Annotated in this window: 19 protein-coding genes; 7 read left to right on the top strand and 12 right to left on the bottom strand. The window is 50.3% G+C overall.

Going from position 1 to position 19,861, the window contains the following annotated elements:
• The 6 genes from FM042_RS06080 (at position 1) to yacG (ending at position 4,794) form a co-directional block, all read left to right on the top strand.
• On the top strand, positions 1 to 999 hold the full coding sequence (locus FM042_RS06080; protein ID WP_143235342.1) for a GspE/PulE family protein: 999 nt from the start codon (positions 1 to 3) through the stop codon (positions 997 to 999).
• Between the two features lie 53 nt (positions 1,000 to 1,052).
• The gene (locus FM042_RS06085; protein ID WP_143235344.1) at positions 1,053 to 2,180 is read left to right on the top strand and encodes a type II secretion system F family protein; all 1,128 of its coding nucleotides are present in this window, start codon (positions 1,053 to 1,055) and stop codon (positions 2,178 to 2,180) included.
• 32 nt (positions 2,181 to 2,212) lie between these two features.
• On the top strand, positions 2,213 to 3,067 hold the full coding sequence (locus FM042_RS06090; RefSeq protein ID WP_143235346.1) for a prepilin peptidase: 855 nt from the start codon (positions 2,213 to 2,215) through the stop codon (positions 3,065 to 3,067).
• On the top strand, positions 3,064 to 3,672 hold the full coding sequence (coaE, locus tag FM042_RS06095; protein ID WP_408608842.1) for a dephospho-CoA kinase: 609 nt from the start codon (positions 3,064 to 3,066) through the stop codon (positions 3,670 to 3,672). The genes FM042_RS06090 and coaE overlap by 4 nt, the downstream gene beginning before the upstream one ends.
• A gap of 39 nt (positions 3,673 to 3,711) precedes the next feature.
• Positions 3,712 to 4,473: a cell division protein ZapD gene (locus FM042_RS06100; protein ID WP_143235350.1), complete on the top strand. Its 762-nt coding sequence runs from the start codon at positions 3,712 to 3,714 to the stop codon at positions 4,471 to 4,473.
• A gap of 132 nt (positions 4,474 to 4,605) precedes the next feature.
• Entirely contained in the window at positions 4,606 to 4,794 is a 189-nt protein-coding gene (yacG, locus tag FM042_RS06105; protein ID WP_143235352.1) for a DNA gyrase inhibitor YacG, read from the top strand.
• Positions 4,795 to 4,860: 66 nt separating this feature from the next.
• On the opposite strand, the gene mutT is transcribed toward yacG, so the two are convergent.
• The 3 genes from mutT to FM042_RS06120 all read right to left on the bottom strand — a co-directional run bounded on the left by mutT (position 4,861) and on the right by FM042_RS06120 (position 9,043).
• Positions 4,861 to 5,289 carry an 8-oxo-dGTP diphosphatase MutT gene (gene mutT, locus FM042_RS06110; protein WP_143235355.1) on the bottom strand — a complete coding sequence of 143 codons (429 nt, stop codon included), beginning with the start codon at positions 5,287 to 5,289 and terminating at the stop codon, positions 4,861 to 4,863.
• Between the two features lie 14 nt (positions 5,290 to 5,303).
• The gene (gene secA / locus FM042_RS06115; RefSeq protein ID WP_143235357.1) at positions 5,304 to 8,021 is read right to left on the bottom strand and encodes a preprotein translocase subunit SecA; all 2,718 of its coding nucleotides are present in this window, start codon (positions 8,019 to 8,021) and stop codon (positions 5,304 to 5,306) included.
• 92 nt (positions 8,022 to 8,113) lie between these two features.
• A complete protein-coding gene (locus FM042_RS06120; RefSeq protein WP_143235359.1) occupies positions 8,114 to 9,043 on the bottom strand; it encodes a M23 family metallopeptidase in 930 nt (309 codons plus the stop codon).
• A 27-nt stretch (positions 9,044 to 9,070) separates the two neighbouring features.
• On the opposite strand from FM042_RS06120, the gene FM042_RS12030 reads away from it, so the two are divergent.
• On the top strand, positions 9,071 to 9,373 hold the full coding sequence (locus tag FM042_RS12030; RefSeq protein ID WP_143235361.1) for a DciA family protein: 303 nt from the start codon (positions 9,071 to 9,073) through the stop codon (positions 9,371 to 9,373).
• Between the two features lie 65 nt (positions 9,374 to 9,438).
• Here the strand turns inward: FM042_RS12030 and lpxC are convergent, their stop codons facing one another.
• From lpxC to murD, 9 genes are all read right to left on the bottom strand, one after another.
• Positions 9,439 to 10,353 (bottom strand): UDP-3-O-acyl-N-acetylglucosamine deacetylase, encoded by a 915-nt coding sequence (gene lpxC / locus FM042_RS06130; RefSeq protein ID WP_143235363.1) that lies wholly within the window; start codon positions 10,351 to 10,353, stop codon positions 9,439 to 9,441.
• 178 nt (positions 10,354 to 10,531) lie between these two features.
• Positions 10,532 to 11,707 carry a cell division protein FtsZ gene (gene ftsZ / locus FM042_RS06135; RefSeq protein ID WP_408608843.1) on the bottom strand — a complete coding sequence of 392 codons (1,176 nt, stop codon included), beginning with the start codon at positions 11,705 to 11,707 and terminating at the stop codon, positions 10,532 to 10,534.
• 71 nt (positions 11,708 to 11,778) lie between these two features.
• On the bottom strand, positions 11,779 to 12,987 hold the full coding sequence (gene ftsA, locus FM042_RS06140) for a cell division protein FtsA (RefSeq protein WP_408608849.1): 1,209 nt from the start codon (positions 12,985 to 12,987) through the stop codon (positions 11,779 to 11,781).
• A 23-nt stretch (positions 12,988 to 13,010) separates the two neighbouring features.
• Positions 13,011 to 13,772 (bottom strand): cell division protein FtsQ/DivIB, encoded by a 762-nt coding sequence (locus tag FM042_RS06145; RefSeq protein ID WP_143235365.1) that lies wholly within the window; start codon positions 13,770 to 13,772, stop codon positions 13,011 to 13,013.
• A gap of 7 nt (positions 13,773 to 13,779) precedes the next feature.
• Positions 13,780 to 14,700, bottom strand: a complete 921-nt coding sequence (locus tag FM042_RS06150) for a D-alanine--D-alanine ligase (RefSeq protein WP_143235367.1) — start codon at positions 14,698 to 14,700, stop codon at positions 13,780 to 13,782.
• A complete protein-coding gene (gene murC, locus FM042_RS06155; RefSeq protein ID WP_143235369.1) occupies positions 14,697 to 16,172 on the bottom strand; it encodes a UDP-N-acetylmuramate--L-alanine ligase in 1,476 nt (491 codons plus the stop codon). Before murC ends, FM042_RS06150 begins: the two co-directional genes overlap by 4 nt.
• A complete protein-coding gene (gene murG, locus FM042_RS06160) occupies positions 16,169 to 17,254 on the bottom strand; it encodes an undecaprenyldiphospho-muramoylpentapeptide beta-N-acetylglucosaminyltransferase (RefSeq protein ID WP_143235372.1) in 1,086 nt (361 codons plus the stop codon). Before murG ends, murC begins: the two co-directional genes overlap by 4 nt.
• Positions 17,251 to 18,513, bottom strand: coding sequence for a cell division protein FtsW (gene ftsW, locus FM042_RS06165; protein WP_143235375.1), 1,263 nt, complete (start codon positions 18,511 to 18,513; stop codon positions 17,251 to 17,253). The genes murG and ftsW overlap by 4 nt, the downstream gene beginning before the upstream one ends.
• Positions 18,500 to 19,852 carry a UDP-N-acetylmuramoyl-L-alanine--D-glutamate ligase gene (gene murD / locus FM042_RS06170; protein ID WP_232366371.1) on the bottom strand — a complete coding sequence of 451 codons (1,353 nt, stop codon included), beginning with the start codon at positions 19,850 to 19,852 and terminating at the stop codon, positions 18,500 to 18,502. Before murD ends, ftsW begins: the two co-directional genes overlap by 14 nt.
• Between the last annotated feature and the right edge of the window lie 9 nt (positions 19,853 to 19,861).

Below are 19,861 nucleotides of genomic sequence, written 5' to 3' on the forward strand. Positions count from 1 at the left end.
ATGTTAAGCACTGCACAACTTGACCGGGAGCTAAGTGAATTTATTGTCGGGTGTGCTCAAGGTGGCGACTCTGACTTACATCTAGAACCCCTTCCCGATGGCGCCCAATGGCGCGGTCGCTATCTCGGCACTTTGGCGCAGCGTCGTTATTTAACCTCAGCGCAAGCCATTCGTACCGTGGCGGCCATTAAAACTGCAGCAGGAATGGATACCACTGAACGGCGCCTCCCCCAAGACGGTCGCTTAACCATCTGCGCGGATCACGTACAGGTGGATTGTCGGGTTAACACCTTAGCAACTCTCCACGGCGAAAAAATTGTAATTCGGCTACAGCTGTTAGGCGAACAGGCATTGCCTTTGCACCAACTTGGACTGCTACCGGCTCAATATCGCACAATTACTCAAGAGCTGAATAAGCAGGAAGGGTTAATTTTGGTGACCGGCCCCACTGGGAGCGGTAAAACTCGGACCCTTTACGCGATGCTGCAACACCTGAATGCCGACGAAACCAATATTTGTAGCGTGGAAGATCCAGTGGAGATAGCGCTTCCCGGCATCAATCAGGTGCCGATTCGGCCGCAAGTCGGCATGACCTTTGCCACCGCTCTGCGGGCGATGTTGCGTCAAGATCCCGATGTCCTCATGATTGGCGAAATTCGTGATCAGGAAACGGCTCAGATCGCCTGTCAAGCAGCACAAACCGGTCATCTTGTACTCGCCACCTTGCATGCGAGTCATGCCCTCAGTGCCATTATTCGTTTGCAGCAACTCAGCGTGGAGACGCGTCAATTAGCTGCGTGCTTGAACCTTCTCATGAATCAACGGTTGTGCGTTGTTGGGCAGAAACGCCGCGGCTTATTTGATCTGCGCTTAGGCAATGGTCCGTTGCAACAAGCCCTGCTTTCCGGTATTGACCATATCGGGCCTTGTTTACGGCAACAACCGCTACAGCTTGAAGAATCTCTGCAACTAAACCTGGAGCTGAGCCCGTGTCCCTAGGCTGGTTTCGTTGGCAAGGACTTCACGGCCATGAGGGAGTTCTTAGCGGGATTATGCAGGCTAGTAACCGCACTCAGGTGCGAACACGTTTAGCTCAGCAGCAGATTCATCCGCAACGGGTGACTCCCCTTGGGCGATTACCATCTGGGCACGCCCATCGTCAGTGGCAACTTCAGTTTCTCTATCAATGGTATGAGTTACTGACGTCGGGTTTTGATCAACAAAGCGCGTGGCAATACTTACATCGCAATAGTGCCCATCGTGAATCAGCCGCAGCCACCCACAGTATTTTACGACAACTGCAACACGGGGAATCTCTGGCCAGCGCATTAGCCCAACATCCTATTTTTCCACCCCATTTGGGTATGTGGGTTGGTGTTGGTGAGCATACTGGGCGATTACCACAGGTACTGTACACCTTGCATCACACGTTGCAGAGCCAGTTAGTGCGCTCGCAACGATTGCGCGCAGCGCTAAGGTACCCGTTGCTTGTTCTCGCCGTAGCAGTGCTGATGATTATTACCATGGTGGCTTTTCTATTGCCCCGGTTTGCGGAAATTTATACGCAATTGAACGTCACCCTGCCGCAACTGACTCACGCGCTACTGCAACTTAATAACCCATCGCTCCTCATCATAATTGCCGTCGTACTCATGGTGCTTTTCGGGTTTACACTTGTGCTAGGTCGCCGTTGGCACGGGTGGTTATACCAAGCACGATCTTGCACCCGCATCTATCGTCTGCCGCTTCTCGGCAGCTACCTTCGTCGGTTCCAGCTGTTACAAGATTTGCGCATGCTCACACTGGCCCTGGATAGTCATATTCCTTTGCATGAAAGCATGCAATATATGGCACGGTTTTCAGACAGTGGTTATTGGCGCGAACGCTGGCAGCGTTGTGGCAAAATGCTTGAAACCGGTGTGTCATTCTTGATTTGTAGCTCCCGCATTGGTATTCCCAATCCGCTCTGTCAGGCGATCGCCATTGGTGAAGCCAGTGGCCGCTTAACCACACAACTGGGGTTTGCCATCACCCAACTAGAGCGACAGCAGGATGAGCAGCAACAGCGATTTCTTGGACTCCTTCCTACGCTCGTGCTAATTGTCGTGAGTATCATTACGTTATTACTGCTATTAGCTTTATACTTACCCTTGTTTCAACTCGGACAAATCGTCGGGTAAACGGCCCTAGAATAAAAATAACGAGGACGCCCATGGAATTTTTTGATTATTACCCACATGCGACTTGGATTGTCGCGCTGCTGCTCGGCCTTATTTTTGGTAGCTTTGGGAATGTCGTCATCGGACGCTTACCGCGCATGCTTGAACGCCAATGGAAAGAAGATTGCGCAGGCGTTCAAGGCCTTGAGGAAAGCACTAAGGAACGTTATAACCTAGCCTATCCCAAGTCACATTGCCCGTCCTGCCTCACACCTATCCGTTGGTACGACAATGTTCCCGTGCTTAGCTACTTACTGCTAAAAGGCCGTTGTCGCGCTTGTGGTACGCACATCAGTGTGCGTTACCCGCTCACCGAATTGGCTACTGCCGGGCTTGCGGTAATGGCAATAGGCGTATTTGGCTTCGGCCCCCTCGGCTTAGCCTATGGCATATTACTGTACGTACTCCTCCTGCTGACACTGATCGACGCAGAACATATGTTGTTACCGGATCAACTCACCCTCCCGCTCCTGTGGTTAGGTCTTTTGCTGAGCATTTCTGTTCTGCCCGTTACTCCAGTTGACGCCATCATCGGTGCCGCCGCGGGGTACCTCGTATTGTGGTCAGTGTACTGGCTGTTTCGTTTGCTCACGGGTAAAGAAGGCATGGGTTATGGCGACTTTAAATTACTCGCGGTACTCGGGGCTTGGCTCGGATGGCACGCATTACCACTCATTGTATTACTTTCGTCATTAGTGGGCGCCCTCTATGGTATGGTGTTGTTAGCAACGAAAAAGCATGGGCGTGACCGACCTATGCCCTTTGGCCCTTTCCTTGCCATCGCAGGAGCCATCAGCTTGTTTTTCGGTCAAGATATTTACCAATGGTATTGGAGCTTCTATCTGTGAGTGAACCTTACGTAGTAGGCGTTACCGGCGGAATTGGGTCCGGTAAAACGACGATAACCAATCAATTTTTGCGCTTAGGCATCGATATCGTCGATGCGGATGAGTGCGCACGGGCCGTTGTTCAGCCGAACAGCCCCTTATTGCACGACATTCGTGCAGCCTTTGGGGCAGACGTGTTTCACCCAAACGGCGAGCTTGATCGCGCGGCATTGCGGGCGCTAATTTTTTCTGATGAAAACGCCAAATTAACGCTTAACGGAATTATGCATCCAGCGATTCGCAAGGAATTACTTGCGCAAATCGCCCAAGCGACTTCGCCATACGTTATACTCTCTGCGCCTTTGCTCCTAGAAAACAATCTTGATCGTCTATGCGACCGAGTGTTGGTCATTGATGTACCCGAATCTGTACAAGTCGAACGCACCATCGCCCGTGATCATGTTCCAGAATCGCAAGTTCGGGCCATTATGGCCGCGCAAATAAGTCGTAAATCTCGCTTGGCGCGGGCCGACGACATTATCGACAATACCCAGCCAGTTTCGGCACTTGTAGAACTTGTGGCTAGCCTCCACCAACAATATCTGGGCTTTGCGAAGTCGAAATGAATCGCTATCATGTAAGAGAACTTTCGGAATAAGAATAAGATGGACTGGATCGCCTACGAACATCCGTTAGATGAGAAAACACGGGTTTATTTGCGTATCGAGGCCTTACTCTTGCAGATTGAAGCAGGCGTAGATGGCGTGGATGCCGTTCGTTATCCGTTGTTTTTCGGTGGACTCTTTAATCTCCTCGATCTGCTCGAGCGCACTGACGTGCGTGCAGATCTCATCAAAGACTTGGAGCGCCGTGAAGGACGCTTACAAGCCTATATCAATCATCCCGCCGTAGACCAAGCCACCTTGCATGCTATCCACGGCGAGTTACAACGTGTGTTGCAGGCATTATGCGAGGGTCACAAGTTCGGTTATGCGCTGCGCGAGAACCGGTTCTTAGCCACTGTCAGGCAGCGAATGGGGGTGATGGGTGGTCAGTGCCATAACGAACTTCCCGAACTCAAACTTTGGTTACAACAATCGACACAAGCACGCAGTGAACAAGCACAGCTTTGGTTTGAACAGCTCAGTGTGCTGCAACATGCCTTACGAGTAGAACTCAAAATGTTACGTGAGCAGGCGGAATTTCAAAGCTTGGTCGCCGAAAATGGGAGTTGGCAAAGCAATGATGAGAAGTTATCCTTGCTGCGCATTCGCGTTCCTGCTGAGTTACCCGTATTTCCACTAATCAGCGGTCACCGTCAACGCTTTAGCATTCGCTTTATGCACAGCCAAGGTATGCAAGGTAGCCAAGAGCGAATCAGTTATAATGAACAGGTACCTTTTCAGCTCGCACGATGCCAAGGATAACCCTAAGCCAACGCCATGCGTTGGGAACAACGAGCACGTATAGTGCACTCGACCAATCCGCTTCGTTTATCATGAACCGTATCAACTAAGTTTAAAATCTAAACTAATAAACTAAAAAGTAACCGTTGTATTATGAATAAAGTCACTATAGTTGCCTGTCCCACCTGCAATACGCCCGTTCGCTGGGAACCCGCATCCAAGTTTCGCCCATTTTGCAGTGAACGCTGTAAATTAATTGATCTTGGTGAGTGGGCAAGTGAAGAAAAGCGCATTCCTGGCGACGATATTCCACCTCACGCCAACGACGACGAAAACATCTAGCTCATTGTTAAGTTTGCCGCCTCCTAAGCCTGACACAGGAAGCCTAGCGGGCAATTCATGGGCGAGCTATGCCGAGGGATCAGACGTCCTTGCAGTCGAACGCGAAGGTAAGCTCAGTACCGCTTCAAGAATTGGCCCGTTGGCCGGTGGAAAGGTGTAATTTATAAGATCGGGGCGTGCTACCCAACGCCATGGCTGACCTTCATTGCCCTGAATTTTTCCTGAAAACTCGGTGACGTGCCAAACATCTAGCAGCACCGACTTATCCGAATAGTTATGCGCAACTTTCAGCATCGGGGTAGCATGACCTACATGAAGATTAAGCTCTTCTTGCAGTTCACGCACGAGCGCCACCACCACGTTTTCACCATCTTCGACTTTACCCCCGGGAAACTCCCAGAAGCCGCCTTGATGTTGTGATTGGGCGCGTTGGCTAATCAGAATATCACCGTCGGCGTTTTCAATCACACCGACGGCTACATGGACATGTTTCATGGATATCAGCGAACTTAGTTTAGTTTGCCGTGGCAATGTTTGTACTTCTTGCCGGAACCGCAAGGGCAAGGATCGTTGCGGCCGACTTTCTCACCGTCGCGCACCACAGGCTGACCACTCGCGCCTTGTTCCGCACTTGGGTTCGAGGCACTTTCATGTTGGAAGCTACGCGGTGTTTTCGATTCTTGCTCGCGACGTTTCGCTTCCATTTGCTCCACATCTTCCTCGGCACGTACTTTCACCTTGCTGAGAATACTAATGACTTCGAGCTTCAACGCTTCAAGCATATCGGTAAACAAGTTATAGGCCTCACGCTTATACTCTTGTTTTGGATTCTTGTTAGCATAGCCGCGTAAATGGATACCTTGACGCAGATGATCCATGGCCGCCAAATGCTCTTTCCAATGAGAGTCTAAGCTTTGCAGCATCACTGCTTTTTCAAAGTGGCGTAGAACTTTCTCGCCGACTTGCACTTCTTTCTCTTGGTAGCTTTTTAGTACTTCTTCGAGAATCTTTTCACGGAGTAACTCTTCAAATAATTTTTCGTCTTCGTCGAGCCATTGTTGAATCGGTAACTCCAAATCGAAATCTGAGCGCAGGCGATCCTCAAGCCCAGCGACATTCCACATTTCTTCCAGTGACTGCGGCGGAATATATTCATTGATCACACGATTCACGACATCTTCACGAATGACATCAATAGTTTCTTTGATATCGTCGCCTTCAAGAAGCTCATTGCGCTGCTCATAGACCACTTTACGTTGGTCGTTGGCCACATCATCGTATTCAAGTAATTGCTTACGGATATCAAAGTTACGGGCTTCAACTTTGCGTTGGGCGTTCTCAATTGCTTTTGTTACCCAAGGATGCTCAATGGCTTCACCATCTTTCATTCCCAAGCGCTTCATCATCGCACCCATCCGATCCGACGCAAAGATACGCATCAAGCTATCGTCGAGCGACAAGTAGAACCGTGATGAACCTGGATCGCCCTGACGACCTGAACGACCGCGCAACTGATTATCAATACGACGGGATTCATGACGCTCGGTACCAATGATATGCAAACCACCGGCTGCCACTACTTCATCGTGACGGGTGCGCCAGTCTTCTTTGATCTTCTTGATTTGCTCATCAGTTGGGTTCTCGAGGGCATCGATTTCCATCATCCAGTTACCGCCCAACATAATGTCGGTTCCGCGACCTGCCATGTTGGTGGCAATGGTGACCGCGCCGGACATACCCGCGCGGGCAATAATCTCTGCTTCTTTTTCGTGGAACTTCGCATTCAGAACTTGGTGTTTAATTTTTTCTTTCTTCAAAAAACGCGACACCAATTCGGAACTTTCAATTGAACTAGTACCCACCAAAATAGGCCGACCCGCATCGCGCTGCGTGCGGATATCTTCCACAATGGCTTTGTATTTTTCCTCAGCAGTGAGGAAGATCAAATCCGGCATGTCTTCGCGAACCATAGGCTTATTCGTCGGTACCACGACGGTTTCTAAACCATAAATCGACTGGAATTCAAACGCTTCGGTATCTGCCGTACCTGTCATCCCCGCCAACTTTTCGTACAAACGGAAATAGTTCTGGAACGTAATCGAGGCCAAGGTTTGGTTCTCGTTTTGGATTTTCACCCCTTCCTTCGCTTCCACCGCTTGGTGTAAACCTTCAGACCAGCGACGGCCTTCCATCGTACGGCCAGTATGCTCATCAACAATAACGATTTGATCATCTTTAACGATGTAGTCCACGTCTTTTTGGAACAAGTGATGGGCGCGCAGAGCGGCGTTCACATGATGGAGTAACGCAATGTTACTTGCCGAATAGAGAGAATCGCCTTCTTGCAATAAGCCATTTTCAATCAGAATTTGCTCAATATGCTCTTGCCCGTGCTCGGTGAGGTATAGCTGACGGGCTTTCTCATCAATGGTGAAATCACCAACCTCGTCGCCTTCCTCTTCTTTGCCATCTTCATTGGCTTGACGCGTTAACTGAGGAACCAAGGTATTAATCTGTTTGTAAAGCTCCGAGGAATCATCCGTTGGGCCAGAAATAATCAACGGTGTCCGCGCTTCATCAATGAGGATTGAATCGACTTCATCGACAATAGCATAATGCAGGTCACGCTGAACCCGCTCGTCTTTAGTAAACGCCATATTGTCGCGCAGGTAGTCAAAACCGAATTCGTTATTGGTGCCATAGAGAATGTCGCAGCTGTATGCCTCTTTCTTCTCTTTTGGGTGCATGCCTGCCACATTGCAGCCCACCGTCATACCTAGAAACTCAAAGAAGGGACGGCTCCAATCGGCGTCGCGACGAGCAAGGTAATCGTTCACCGTAATAATATGCACACCGCGACCGGTAAGTGCATTCAAATACGCAGGCAACAGCGCGGTTAGGGTTTTACCTTCACCGGTGCGCATTTCTGAGATTTTGTGTTGATGCAGAATCATGCCACCAATCAGCTGCACATCGAAAGGTCGCATTTCAAAGATTCGTTTACTTGCTTCGCGCGCGACAGCAAAGGCTTCGTTGAGCAAGCTATCTAAGTTCTCACCGGCTTCGACGCGCTGCTTCAGTTCGGCACTTTTGGCTTGCAGTTCTTCATCGCTCAAGCTCTCAAACGTCGACTCCATAGCGTTAATTTGCTCGACTTGTTTGCGTGCGATGCGGATGATTCGATCGTTGCGGCTACCAAAAATGCGTTTAAAAAGACTACCTAACATGTGAATTCAGATTCCTGTAAAAATGCGTATTCAGAATTTCGCAAAATAAAACGGCACCCCAAAGGTGCCGGAGTCATTCAAGGGATTCTACACTACTCGCCCGACACTTGCCGAAATACAAATGACGATGGATTCACGTGGCGACCGTTTTCCAATACCTCATAGTGCACGTGCGGCCCCGTGGAGCGGCCGACGCTGCCCACACGAGCGATGGTCTGCCCTCGGGTTACCACATCCCCTACTTGCACATCAATCGACTTCATATGCCCGTAGCGGGTACGTAATCCCGCGCCATGGTCAATTTCAACGAGGTTGCCGTAACCTGCACGGCGTCCTGCAAAGGTAACAATACCCGCACCTGTTGCAATGACTGGGCTGCCTTCTGGCGCCGCGAAATCAATACCACGGTGCATGGTCGGGTTACCATGGAACGGATCTTTGCGCACACCATACTGAGAGGACAACCAACCTTCAACAATAGGACGACCTGCAATGAAGCGCTCTCCTTCGATATGGTGACTCAATAATAAAGATTCAAGGAGGCGAAGTTGTTTTTGTCGTGACGCTAACTGTTCAAGCACCGCATCGATATCGGCAAGAACTTGGTGTTCACCCACAACCGGCCATTCCAGCATAGGTTGATCAGGACCACCCACGGGCATCGGCTGGCTAAAGTCAAATTCACCTTGATCCAATTGGGTCGCCGATGCGAGGCGTTGGCTTAGCGCTTCTAGGCGCATAATTTGCGCCTGGATATCCCCTAATTTCATGGACATCGCTGTAAGTTCACGCTGCGCTTGTGCACGCACTTGCTGCACTGCATCACTTTGCATCGCCAAATCACGCTGATGTTGTTGAATGCGTTCTTGTGCAATTAAGGCGTTCACACCTTTATCTTGCCAGGGTTGATGGTAGGCGATCGCAATAAACGCAGCGATACCTAAAAATGACAGTATGCGGCGATTTGTGAATCTTATTTTGAAGCGTACCTTTTTACCACGGTACAAGATTGCTAAACTCATGCAATATCCTAACTTAGTGCGCGAATTATGTTGCGAAAACCACCCAAAACAGTGCAGTCGTTATTAAACGACAGTCCACTTGCTCGACTACAAAAGAAACAATCTGTGCAAGAGCGACTACAAGCACTCTGGTCAGAAACAGTTCCTGCTGATCTTCACGCCAACTCGCGCTGTCTCTCGGTTCAGGGTCAGACCCTATTTGTTGTTGCTCGAAGCGGGGTCTGGGCTACCCGTATCCGCCTCATGCAAACTCATATTATGGCGAAATTCAATCAATTACCAGACACAAATGTTCGTAGTCTGGATGTGAAGATTCGCCCTCACTTATAACGCCCGTTTTATCGGCCTTGAGCCAATGAAAAAGGCCGCGTGAATTAAACGCGGCCTTTCTCTATTTAGGCGATAGCAGGCTGTAAATAATTGATGGGCGCTTTCGCTGTTTTCTCTTCGAAGGTTACGAACTCCCACGCTTCTTGATTCTGCATTAAGGCAACTAACAGTTGATTGTTTAATGCATGGCCAGATTTGTAAGCACGTAAGTGCCCCAAAATACTGTGGCCGCCCATATAAAGGTCGCCCACGGCATCAAGAATTTTGTGTTTTACGAATTCGTCGTCGTAACGAAGGCCATCAGAATTCAATACCCGGAACTCATCTAGCACCACAGCATTTTCAAAGCTTCCGCCGAGCGCCAAATTATGTGCGCGCAGATACTCGATATCCTTCATAAAGCCAAAAGTCCGTGCGCGGCTAATGTCGCGAATAAAACTTTGGCTACTGAAATCCATGCTTACCACTTGGTTTGTGTCAGCTATAGCTGGGTGTTCGAAGTCGATGGCGAAATCGATCTTGAAGCCGTTGTGGGGTAACAACTCAGCCCATTTATCGCCATCTTCTACACGAATGGCCTTCTTCACGCGGACAAAGCGCTTAGGGCTATTCTGTTCTTCAACACCAGCAGACTGCAATAAGAAGATAAACGGATGCGAACTTCCGTCCATAATCGGAATTTCATGCGAGTCTACCTCGACGATGAGGTTATCAATCCCCATGCCAGCGATGGCCGCAAGCAGGTGTTCGACAGTGGAGATTCGTACGTTGTCATCATTAATCAGACACGTACACATACGGGTGTCTTTCACCAACTCTGGCGTCGCTTTAATATCGACGTGCGGATTCAGATCAGTACGACGGAATACAATACCCGTATTCACAGCAGCCGGACGCAGCACGAGGTTTACCTTGTTGCCCTTATGCAGGCCAACACCGGTCGTGGCGATCATCTGTTTGATGGTGCGCTGTTTAATCATCTCTGAATCCTCCATAGTCACATGTCATGTAGACCACGCGATCCATGCGCAGACAGTTATTAAGTTTTCCATCTGGTCCGATGACCTAGAAAGAAAGGCCAAATAATATACCAAATGGTAAAGCACTGGTCAATCCAATTGAGCGCTCAAATCCAATCTTCCTAATCGATATTCCCGATTAGTCTGCTTGGCGTCGCAAAAACGCGGGGATATCCAAAATATCTGGCTCTCCACCTTTCTTCTGCACCGGACGCTCTTCTGCATCAACATCCATCTCTTCTTCAAACTTCGGTGCTGCCGCCGCTGAAGAACGTGAGTAACCGCCGCCGGCGCTTGGACGTGCAACTGCAGGCTCTGGTTTCTTCTCGACCAATGAGATATCAGGCTTTTTCTCAGCGCCAATCCCCGTTGCAACAACAGTAACGCGCATTTCGTCAGACATATCCATATCGATAACAGTCCCGACGATCACGGTTGCGTTTTCAGACGCAAACGAGCGAATCACACTACCCACAGTTTCAAACTCGTCGATCCCCATATCCATACCTGCGGTCACGTTCACTAACACACCGCGAGCACCGGACAGATCAATATCTTCCAAGAGTGGGCTGTTGATGGCCATTTGTGCGGCTTCTTGTGCACGGTCTGGACCACTGGCCACACCGGTACCCATCATCGCCGTGCCCATCTCGCGCATAACCGCTTGCACGTCAGCAAAGTCGACGTTAATCAAACCTTGGCGTGTAATCAGTTCTGCGATGCCTTGCACTGCGCCTAAAAGCACGTTATTGGCTGCGCCGAACGCGTCCAGTAATGTTGTGCCCTTGCCCAGTACCTTCAACAGCTTTTCATTTGGAATCGTGATCAACGAATCCACGTGCTTACTCAATTGCGAGATACCTTCTTCGGCAGCCGCCATCCGCTTCTTCCCTTCAAATGGGAATGGCTTGGTCACCACCGCAATGGTCAAAATACCCAGCTCTTTGGCGACTTCTGCAACCACTGGTGCGGCACCTGTACCTGTACCACCACCCATACCGGCGGCGATAAAGATCATATCGGCACCTTCAAGTTGGCGCATAATTTCTTCACGATTCTCTTCTGCAGAGATACGGCCCACTTCTGGGTTCGCACCGGCACCCAAGCCTTTGGTGATTTCACCGCCGAGCTGAATGAGTACATCTGCATCGTGTTTGCGAAGCGCTTGCGCATCTGTATTGGCGGCTAAAAACTGAACGCCTTCAATTTTTTGCGCAACCATGTGCTGAACCGCGTTACCGCCGCCACCACCAACGCCGATGACTTTAATCACCGCGTCCTGTTCTGAGTTATCCATTACTTCAAAGATATTCATAATTATTACCTCTCCACTTGCCCGTATTTTCTGTTGTTACCCCAAAAAAATCAAAGTAAACGATTGAAAAATCAAAATTCTCCGCGGAACCAGCTCTGTATTCGCTGCAACCAGTGGGGCTGGTGACTGCGTTGTTTTTCTTTTTGCTGTTCCAACAGTTCCATTTGACCAAATTTCAACAAGCCTACACCGGTGGAATACACCGGGTCGTTTACATAATCACTCAAGCCTTTCACATGCAGCGGCGCGCCTAAACGCACCGGCATTTGAAATATTTCTTCGGCAAACTCCACGGCACCTTCCATCTTGGCGGTACCACCGGTAAGTACAACACCGGCCGCAATTTGCTCATCTAGGCCACTGCCATAGATTTCATCTCGAATCAGTTCAAACAATTCCTGATAGCGCGGCTCCACAACTTCGGCCAAGGTATGGCGCGACATGGAACGTGACGGGCGTCCGCCTACCGAAGGCACTTCGATGTTATCTTCCATGCTCACCATCTGTCGCAACGCGCAGGCGTACTGCACCTTAATCTCTTCCGCATGACTTAACGGTGTACGAAAAATCTTTGCGATATCATTGGTCACCTGATTGCCGGCAACCGGAATCACCGCGGTATGCCGCAACACACCACCTGAAAACAAGCTAATATCAATGGTTCCCGCCCCCATATCCACCAAAGCCACACCAAGTTCTTTTTCATCGTCGGTGAGGGCTGCATGGCTCGATGCCAATGCAGAAAACACCAAGCTCTCCACTTTCAAATCGCAACGCTCAACCGCTTTCACAATATTGCGTGCCATATCATTGGCACAGGTGATCATGTGTACCCGCGCTTCCATACGCACACCGGACATCCCCACGGGGCTTTTAATGCTTTCTTGGGAGTCAATCACGAACTCTTGTGGCAACACGTGCAAAATCTTGCGCTCTTGCGCGATGGGCACTGATTTTGCTGCGTGAATTACGCTATCCACATCGTCTTGCGTTACTTCAGCATCATTGATCGGCACCATCCCGTTCTCGTTCTGGCAGGCAATGTGACGACCGGAAATATTCAAATACACCGACGATGCCCGGCAGTCTGCCATCAGTTCCGCTTCATTGATGGCGCGCTGGATTGATTGCACCACGAGGTTCAAATCATTGACCCCGCCTTTATCCATGCCCCGAGCTGCCGTTACGCCCACACCAATAATGTTCATGTCCCCTTCGGGCTGAACTTCGGCAATCAATGCGGTGACCTTACTGGTTCCCACATCAAGGCTTACAATCATGTTGTCGTCTTCATTTTTTGTGATCACGGCTTACTCACTTCTTTATTGTCACGCCAACCAATCGCTATGCCAGTGTCGTAACGTAAATCTGCGTATTTCACTGGCTTGGTACTCTCACTCTGTATTACTGGATACAGATCCATAAATCGCTGAATCCGCTCTAAGCGCGCTTCTCGGCCTAAACGAAGTTCAATATCGTTATCGAGCCACACCCGCAGTGAGTAACGCTCACTCAACTCCACTCGGGTAATCTGCATATCGGCAATGCGCAATAAATTACTCATTTGTCGATACTGCTCCAGCACATCTTGATGCGCTGATTCAGGCCCGAATAAAAACGGAACCTGCGCTTTAATCATCTGTGGATCAGCATGAAATATCTGGCCTTGCTGATTCATCACGTATTCGTTGTTCCAGACCGCCACCGGTTGTTGCTCAACCACATACACCCGGAGCCGTCCTGGCCATTCTTTGCGAATTGATGCCGAAAAGATCCAAGGCAGGTGTTCAATTCGCTCGCGAATTTCATCAACATCGGCGGTAAAAAAACTCCCTACATCACCGGCAATGATCGCTTCGCGTATTTCTGCATCCGTTGTGTGCTGGCGTTCCCCATGCAATATCAATCCTTCCAAAGGTACTTGCTCTGCATCGGTGACAAATTTAAGCAGTTGATAACTGCCAAAAATGAGTCCCAACACAATCACCAGAAACACGGAGACACCAATCATGAATTCCCATTTTTCACGTTGCTCCGTTACCTGCTCTGGCGAGGGTTCGCGCATCACCAACTCACCCCAATGTATATCCGAGAACTCGCTCCACTAATTGCGGGAACGTTAATCCATGCTGCTTTGCCGCCATTGGAACCAAGCTTTTCTCGGTCATGCCAGGCGCTGTATTCAACTCTAGCAGCTGCAGATTTCCCTCAGCGTCTTCCATTAAATCGATGCGGCCCCAGCCTTTTGCACCGGTTGCTCGAAACGCAGTAAGCGCTAACTGACGCACCTCTTTTTCGCGCTGTTCCGTTAAACCTGCGGGGCACAAATACTCGGTGGTGTTGTCCTGATACTTAGCGGCGTAATCGTAAAAGTCATGAGGGGTCTTTACCCGAATCACGGGTAACGCCTCGTCACCTAAAATTGCCACTGTGTATTCAGGACCTGCTAACCACGCCTCCACTAAAATTTCATCGTCGAACTCAGCGGCTTGCTGTAATGCGGATGCGAGTTCTTCACCACTTTCCGCTTTCCCCATCCCAATGCTGCTGCCTTCATGGGCAGGCTTCACCATCACTTTGCCACCGAGCTCGGCGAGCAATTGCTCGGGATCCAGAGCCGCAAGCTGTTTTTTCTGCACGCTCATTGATGCCGCTGTGGGTAACTGCATTCCCCGCCACAAGGCTTTGGTTCTGCCTTTGTCCATCGATAACGCACATGCCAAAACGCCGCTGCCGGTATAAGGAAGCCCAAGGGATTCCAAAATCGCCTGCACACGACCGTCTTCTCCCGCGCCGCCGTGCAATACGTTAAATACGCGTTGTGCTCCAGTAACAGGCAACTCGAGTAACGAGTGCTCTTTCGGGTCAAAGCCAAACGCATCCACGTTCAATGATTGCAACGCGGCAAGCACCGCTGCCCCAGAGCGCAAAGACACCTCCCGCTCCGCTGAGCTACCACCCATTAACACCGCCACTTTCCCGAGCGTACTCATGAGGTCGCTCCTTCCTGTGGGTGTTGTTTCATGCGTTCTTTATCGAGCTGCAATTCGTTTAGCATCCGCGCCAGCCCGCCGACATTACCGGCACCCTGGGTGAGCACAAGATCACCAGATTGGATGATTTCCGAAAGACGCGCAGGCACCTGATCCACGCCCTTCACATACACGGGATCTACTTTTCCCCGTTGGCGGATTGAGCGACATAACGATCGGCTATCGGCACCAGCGACTTGTTCTTCGCCTGCGCTATACACTTCCAACATAATTAAGGTGTCTGTACCACTAAGCACATCCACAAAATCTTCGTACAAATCTCGAGTTCGGCTATAGCGATGGGGTTGAAAACACATTACCAAACGACGCTCTGGCCAACCTTCACGAACGGCGGCGATGGTCGCTGCCACCTCTGATGGATGGTGACCGTAGTCATCCACTAGCAATACATCGCCATCGTCACAGGCAAAACTTCCGAATTGCTGAAAACGACGCCCGATTCCTTCAAATTTCGCGAGTGCCGACACAATGGCATCGTCATCAACGCCATCATCCATGGCTACTGCAATCGCCGCCGCCGCATTCAAGGCGTTATGCTTACCCGGCAGATTGAGTTCAATAGCTAATGGGTCGCGCCCTTTGCGCAGCACTACAAACTCACTGCGGTTGCCAGTTTGCCGATATTGCGTGACACGCACATCAGCATTCTCCGAGAAACCGTAGGTGGTAATCTGGCGTCCGACCCGAGTTAACAAGGATTCAATCACCGGATCATCGACGCACATCACGGCCAAACCGTAAAACGGCAAGTTGTGCAAAAACTCAATGAAAGTGTCTTCCATGCGACTGAAATCACCGTCGTAGGTATCCATGTGGTCTGCTTCAATATTGGTGACCACGGTGACCATAGGTTGCAGATGTAAGAACGACGCATCGCTTTCGTCCGCTTCCGCAATGAGATACTTACTACTACCTAGGCGCGCGTTGGCACCTGCGCTATTCAACAATCCACCAATCACAAAAGTGGGATCCAAACCGGCTTCGGCAAAAATACTGGCAATTAAGCTGGTCGTAGTGGTTTTGCCATGGGTGCCCGCAACAGCGATGCCGTGACGAAAACGCATCAGCTCGGCCAACATTTCGGCGCGGCGTACCACCGGGATCAACATTTCTTTAGCCGCTAATAATTCGGGGTTATCTTTGCGAATCGCTGTCGATACCACCACCACGCTCGCAGTCGCCACATGGCTCGCGTTATGACCAAACTGGATGCTGGCCCCTAAACTGCGCAAGCGTTGGGTATTCGGGTTCTCGGCAATATCTGAACCACTGATTTGATAGCCTTGGTTCAATAACACTTCGGCGATGCCAGCCATACCTGCACCACCGATACCGACAAAATGAATACGCCGCACCCGACGCATTTCAGGCACGTTAATCACTTTAAATGCTTGCTCTCTGGAGACGGTCATACGTCTTTCCTCTCCACCATTAATGCTTCACATAGGGCCACGATCTTCGCCGTTGCCGCTATCGGCGCTTCACTTCGGGCATTCGCCGACATTTTCTTAATCTGTTCAGGGGCATTCGCCAATACACTTAACTCATCACACAACCGTTTCGGCGTGCAGTCTGGCTGCGGCAATACCAATGCGGCACCGCGATTCCCTAACACCTTCGCATTCGCCGTTTGATGATCATCCACCGCATGGGGGTACGGCACCAAAATCGCGGCTTTCCCTGCCATACTTAACTCAGCAACGGTCAGCGCACCTGCACGCCCAATCACAAGATCAGCACCTTGGTAGGCTGCTGCCATATCATCAATAAACTCGTCCACCTGCACATCAACATTAGCGGCGATGTTGGTGTAGGCGGCGGTCACTTCAGCGCTGCGTCCAGCCCCCACTTGATGTCGGATTTTTATTGCTGGACCGCACCATTGCGCGAATGCCGCTGGTACCGTTTGATTCAAGTGTTGTGCGCCTAAACTTCCGCCAATCACGAGAATCCGCAAAGGACTTTCCACAGTAATGCTATCGGTGGAATAGAGCGCACAGATGTCGTCTCGCACCGGGTTTCCGGTAACATCCCCGTTACCTAAATAGGCCTTGGCATCGGCAAAGCCGAGCAGGGTACGTGTTGCTATCTTGGCAAGCAACTTATTTGTCAGGCCTGGAATTGCATTTTGTTCATGCACCACTAAAGGAATGCCTTTGAACTTGGCAACAACCCCTGCGGGGCCTGCTGTATAGCCGCCAAAGCCAATCAATAAATCGGGCTTTTCCTTGGCCATTACACGACCACAAGCGCGTAACCCACGAATTACATTGAATGGCGCTTGCAACCAACCTAGGATTCCTTTTCCGCGCAATGGTCGCAAAGGTAATCCGTGGAAGGTAAAACCTTCTTGCGGTACCACACGCGACTCGATGCGATCGGCGGTACCTAACCAAGACACTTCATGGCCTTGGGCACGCAATGCTTTTGCCACAGCGAGTGCCGGAAACACATGACCTCCAGTGCCCCCTGCAGAAACGAGAACGCGGCTCATCGGCTACCTCCTCGTGCAGTTCGTGGTTTACCTTTGTGCTGTGCAGCTTCACCGGCTGAACGCTGTAATCGATAGCCAGTGCGAACTTCATAATCGATGCGCAGTAGAATGGCCATCGCGGCACACATCACCAGCAGGCTCGAACCGCCGTAACTCACAAATGGCAAAGTTAAGCCTTTCGTCGGAATCAATCCCGAGGCGGCACCCATATTTACTGCCGCCTGTAAGCTAAACCAAATACCAATACCTTGCGCTAAATAACCACTGAAAGGCCGTTTCTGACGCAGGGCTTTCTGTCCGAGCCACATTGCCTTAAAGACAATAAAGCCCACTAACAAGATAGTGACTAACACGCCCACAAAGCCAAGTTCTTCTCCAATCACGGATAGAATAAAGTCCGTGTGCGCTTCTGGTAGATACTGTAATTTCTGGACACTGTTACCAAGGCCCTGGCCTAACCAATCCCCCCGACCAAATGCCATTAACGATTGGGTCAGTTGGTACCCGGTATTAAAGGGGTCGTCCCAAGGATTCATAAATGATGTCACCCGCGCCATTCGATAGGGCTCGGCGGCAATTAACAACACAAAGGCGATCAACACTGTCATCACCAACCCGAAGAATTGAACCGCCCGTGCGCCAGCAAGCCAGAGCATTGTCATCGCGGTCGTTGCCAACACCACAACAGTTCCCAAATCAGGTTGGGCCAGAAGCAATACAGTAAGCACCCCTAGCACCAACAATGCTTTCATAAAACCTTTCCAATTCTTGCGTACTTCGTCGTAGCGCCGATCCAAATAGCTGGCCATATAAATCACGAAAAACAACTTGGCGAATTCTGCAACCTGCAAGGTGAACGGCCCCAACTTCAACCAACGCGTTGCCCCATTCACCGTATGTCCCACCACCAGCACCACCGCTAACATGCCAATGGCAAGCAAACATAACCAACCACTGACGGTTTGCCAGCGTGCTACAGGAATCATCAATACCAACAAGGCACCAAGGGTACCTAGCACCATGTAAAAACTATGTCGGGTAACAAAATAAAACGGGTTACCCGTCAATCGCTCGGCTGTAGGCAGTGAGGCAGACGCCACCATCACTAATCCTAGCGCCATTAAAATAAGGCTCGCCCAGAGCAAATGACGATCATAAAACTGCATTCCGGCTGAGCGCTGAAGTGCGTGGCCAATACGCTGCCACACGCTCTCACCGGTGCGAATCTCAAGTTCTAGTTGCGGCTCAGTTGTGCGCATAATACGCCTCCACTGCCGCGCGGAACTTCATACCGCGTTCTTTGTAGTTCGCGAACATATCCAAACTGGCACAAGCCGGCGACAACAACACCATGCTGTCGTTTTTGCAATGCTTCGCCGCATACGCCACCGCTTCATTCAAGCTCTGTACTTGTCGAGCGCCGGGCTTAAGTTCGGCTATTTTGCTACCATCGCGACCCAAAGTAATAAGCACATCCACGTGGGCTAATACGGGTCGCAACACACTTAAGTCTGCACCTTTCGCATCGCCACCGGCGATCAGAATAAGTTGACCAGGCACGGTCGGCCGTAAGCCTTCAATAGCAGCAATGGCGGCACCAGCATTCGTCGCTTTAGAGTCATCTATCCATCGGGTGCCATTGTGTTCAAACACAGGCTCACAACGATGTGGTAGCGCCTTGAAACCTTTCACCCCACGTGCCGCTTCTACGGGCAAAACACCCAGTCCATAGGCCAAAGCCATCGCTGCCTGAACATTTAGAACGTTATGCATTCCCTGAATAGGCAAACTCGCCACTTTCAGTAGCGCTTTATCTTGCCAGCTAATCCACAAGCCTTCTGGTTTGCGGATTAAACCAAAGCCTTGAGCCGCATCCGAGGTACCAAAGGAGAGCTTGGTCATGCCCTTACGGCGAAATACTGGCTTGGTTTTCACATCATCGCGATTCCAAATACACATACTGGTATGTTGGAAAATCCGGTGTTTGGCGCGCTCGTACGCACGCTCATCGTCGTATCGGTCCAGATGATCCGCGGTAATATTCAAAATACACGCGGCTTTCAGCTTAAGGGATTCCACCAGCTCTAATTGAAAGCTTGATAATTCCAATACAAAACAATCGTGGTCGGTAGCATCCGTCAGGTAATCCAGTACAGGAACACCTATGTTGCCAGCCACTGCCGGCTTCATTCCGCAGTTACGCAGTATGTGACCGGTAAGCTCGGTCACCGTTGATTTGCCGTTGGAGCCGGTTACAGCTACTACGGGAATGCTCACCACCCACGCAAATAGCTCAATATCAGAAATCATGGGAATGCCAGCATCTGCGGCCATTTGTAAGTTCGCATCGCGACGGTCAATGCCAGGACTTACGATAATAAGATCAGACTGCAACAAGTGCTCAAGTTGGAAAGGTCCAAAATAACACTCACATTGTGCAGCGATATCCTTTGCATCTGTCAGGCCAGGCGGATTTGTGCGGGAATCAAGTACCACTGGACGCACACCCTGAGTGAGCAAATAACGCGCACAGGACACCCCTGTCAGGCCAAAGCCTAACACGGTAATGGTGCTGTATTCTGTGAGCGGTCGCATCATAAGTTATTG

The sequence above is a fragment of the Aliidiomarina halalkaliphila genome, assembly GCF_007096385.1.
GTDB lineage: Bacteria > Pseudomonadota > Gammaproteobacteria > Enterobacterales > Alteromonadaceae > Aliidiomarina > Aliidiomarina halalkaliphila.

Bases quoted from the DNA above. Each gene is read 5' to 3' on its own strand.
- FM042_RS06080 (WP_143235342.1), top strand. From the start codon at position 1: ATGTTAAGCACTGCACAACTTGACCGGGAGCTAAGTGAATTTATTGTC.
- FM042_RS06085 (WP_143235344.1), top strand. From the start codon at position 1,053: ATGCAGGCTAGTAACCGCACTCAGGTGCGAACACGTTTAGCTCAGCAG.
- FM042_RS06090 (WP_143235346.1), top strand. From the start codon at position 2,213: ATGGAATTTTTTGATTATTACCCACATGCGACTTGGATTGTCGCGCTG.
- FM042_RS06100 (WP_143235350.1), top strand. From the start codon at position 3,712: ATGGACTGGATCGCCTACGAACATCCGTTAGATGAGAAAACACGGGTT.
- yacG (WP_143235352.1), top strand. From the start codon at position 4,606: ATGAATAAAGTCACTATAGTTGCCTGTCCCACCTGCAATACGCCCGTT.
- mutT (WP_143235355.1), bottom strand. From the start codon at position 5,289: ATGAAACATGTCCATGTAGCCGTCGGTGTGATTGAAAACGCCGACGGT.
- secA (WP_143235357.1), bottom strand. From the start codon at position 8,021: ATGTTAGGTAGTCTTTTTAAACGCATTTTTGGTAGCCGCAACGATCGA.
- FM042_RS06120 (WP_143235359.1), bottom strand. From the start codon at position 9,043: ATGAGTTTAGCAATCTTGTACCGTGGTAAAAAGGTACGCTTCAAAATA.
- FM042_RS12030 (WP_143235361.1), top strand. From the start codon at position 9,071: ATGTTGCGAAAACCACCCAAAACAGTGCAGTCGTTATTAAACGACAGT.
- lpxC (WP_143235363.1), bottom strand. From the start codon at position 10,353: ATGATTAAACAGCGCACCATCAAACAGATGATCGCCACGACCGGTGTT.
- ftsZ (WP_408608843.1), bottom strand. From the start codon at position 11,707: ATGAATATCTTTGAAGTAATGGATAACTCAGAACAGGACGCGGTGATT.
- ftsA (WP_408608849.1), bottom strand. From the start codon at position 12,987: ATGATTGTAAGCCTTGATGTGGGAACCAGTAAGGTCACCGCATTGATT.
- FM042_RS06145 (WP_143235365.1), bottom strand. From the start codon at position 13,772: ATGCGCGAACCCTCGCCAGAGCAGGTAACGGAGCAACGTGAAAAATGG.
- FM042_RS06150 (WP_143235367.1), bottom strand. From the start codon at position 14,700: ATGAGTACGCTCGGGAAAGTGGCGGTGTTAATGGGTGGTAGCTCAGCG.
- murC (WP_143235369.1), bottom strand. From the start codon at position 16,172: ATGACCGTCTCCAGAGAGCAAGCATTTAAAGTGATTAACGTGCCTGAA.
- murG (WP_143235372.1), bottom strand. From the start codon at position 17,254: ATGAGCCGCGTTCTCGTTTCTGCAGGGGGCACTGGAGGTCATGTGTTT.
- ftsW (WP_143235375.1), bottom strand. From the start codon at position 18,513: ATGCGCACAACTGAGCCGCAACTAGAACTTGAGATTCGCACCGGTGAG.
- murD (WP_232366371.1), bottom strand. From the start codon at position 19,852: ATGATGCGACCGCTCACAGAATACAGCACCATTACCGTGTTAGGCTTT.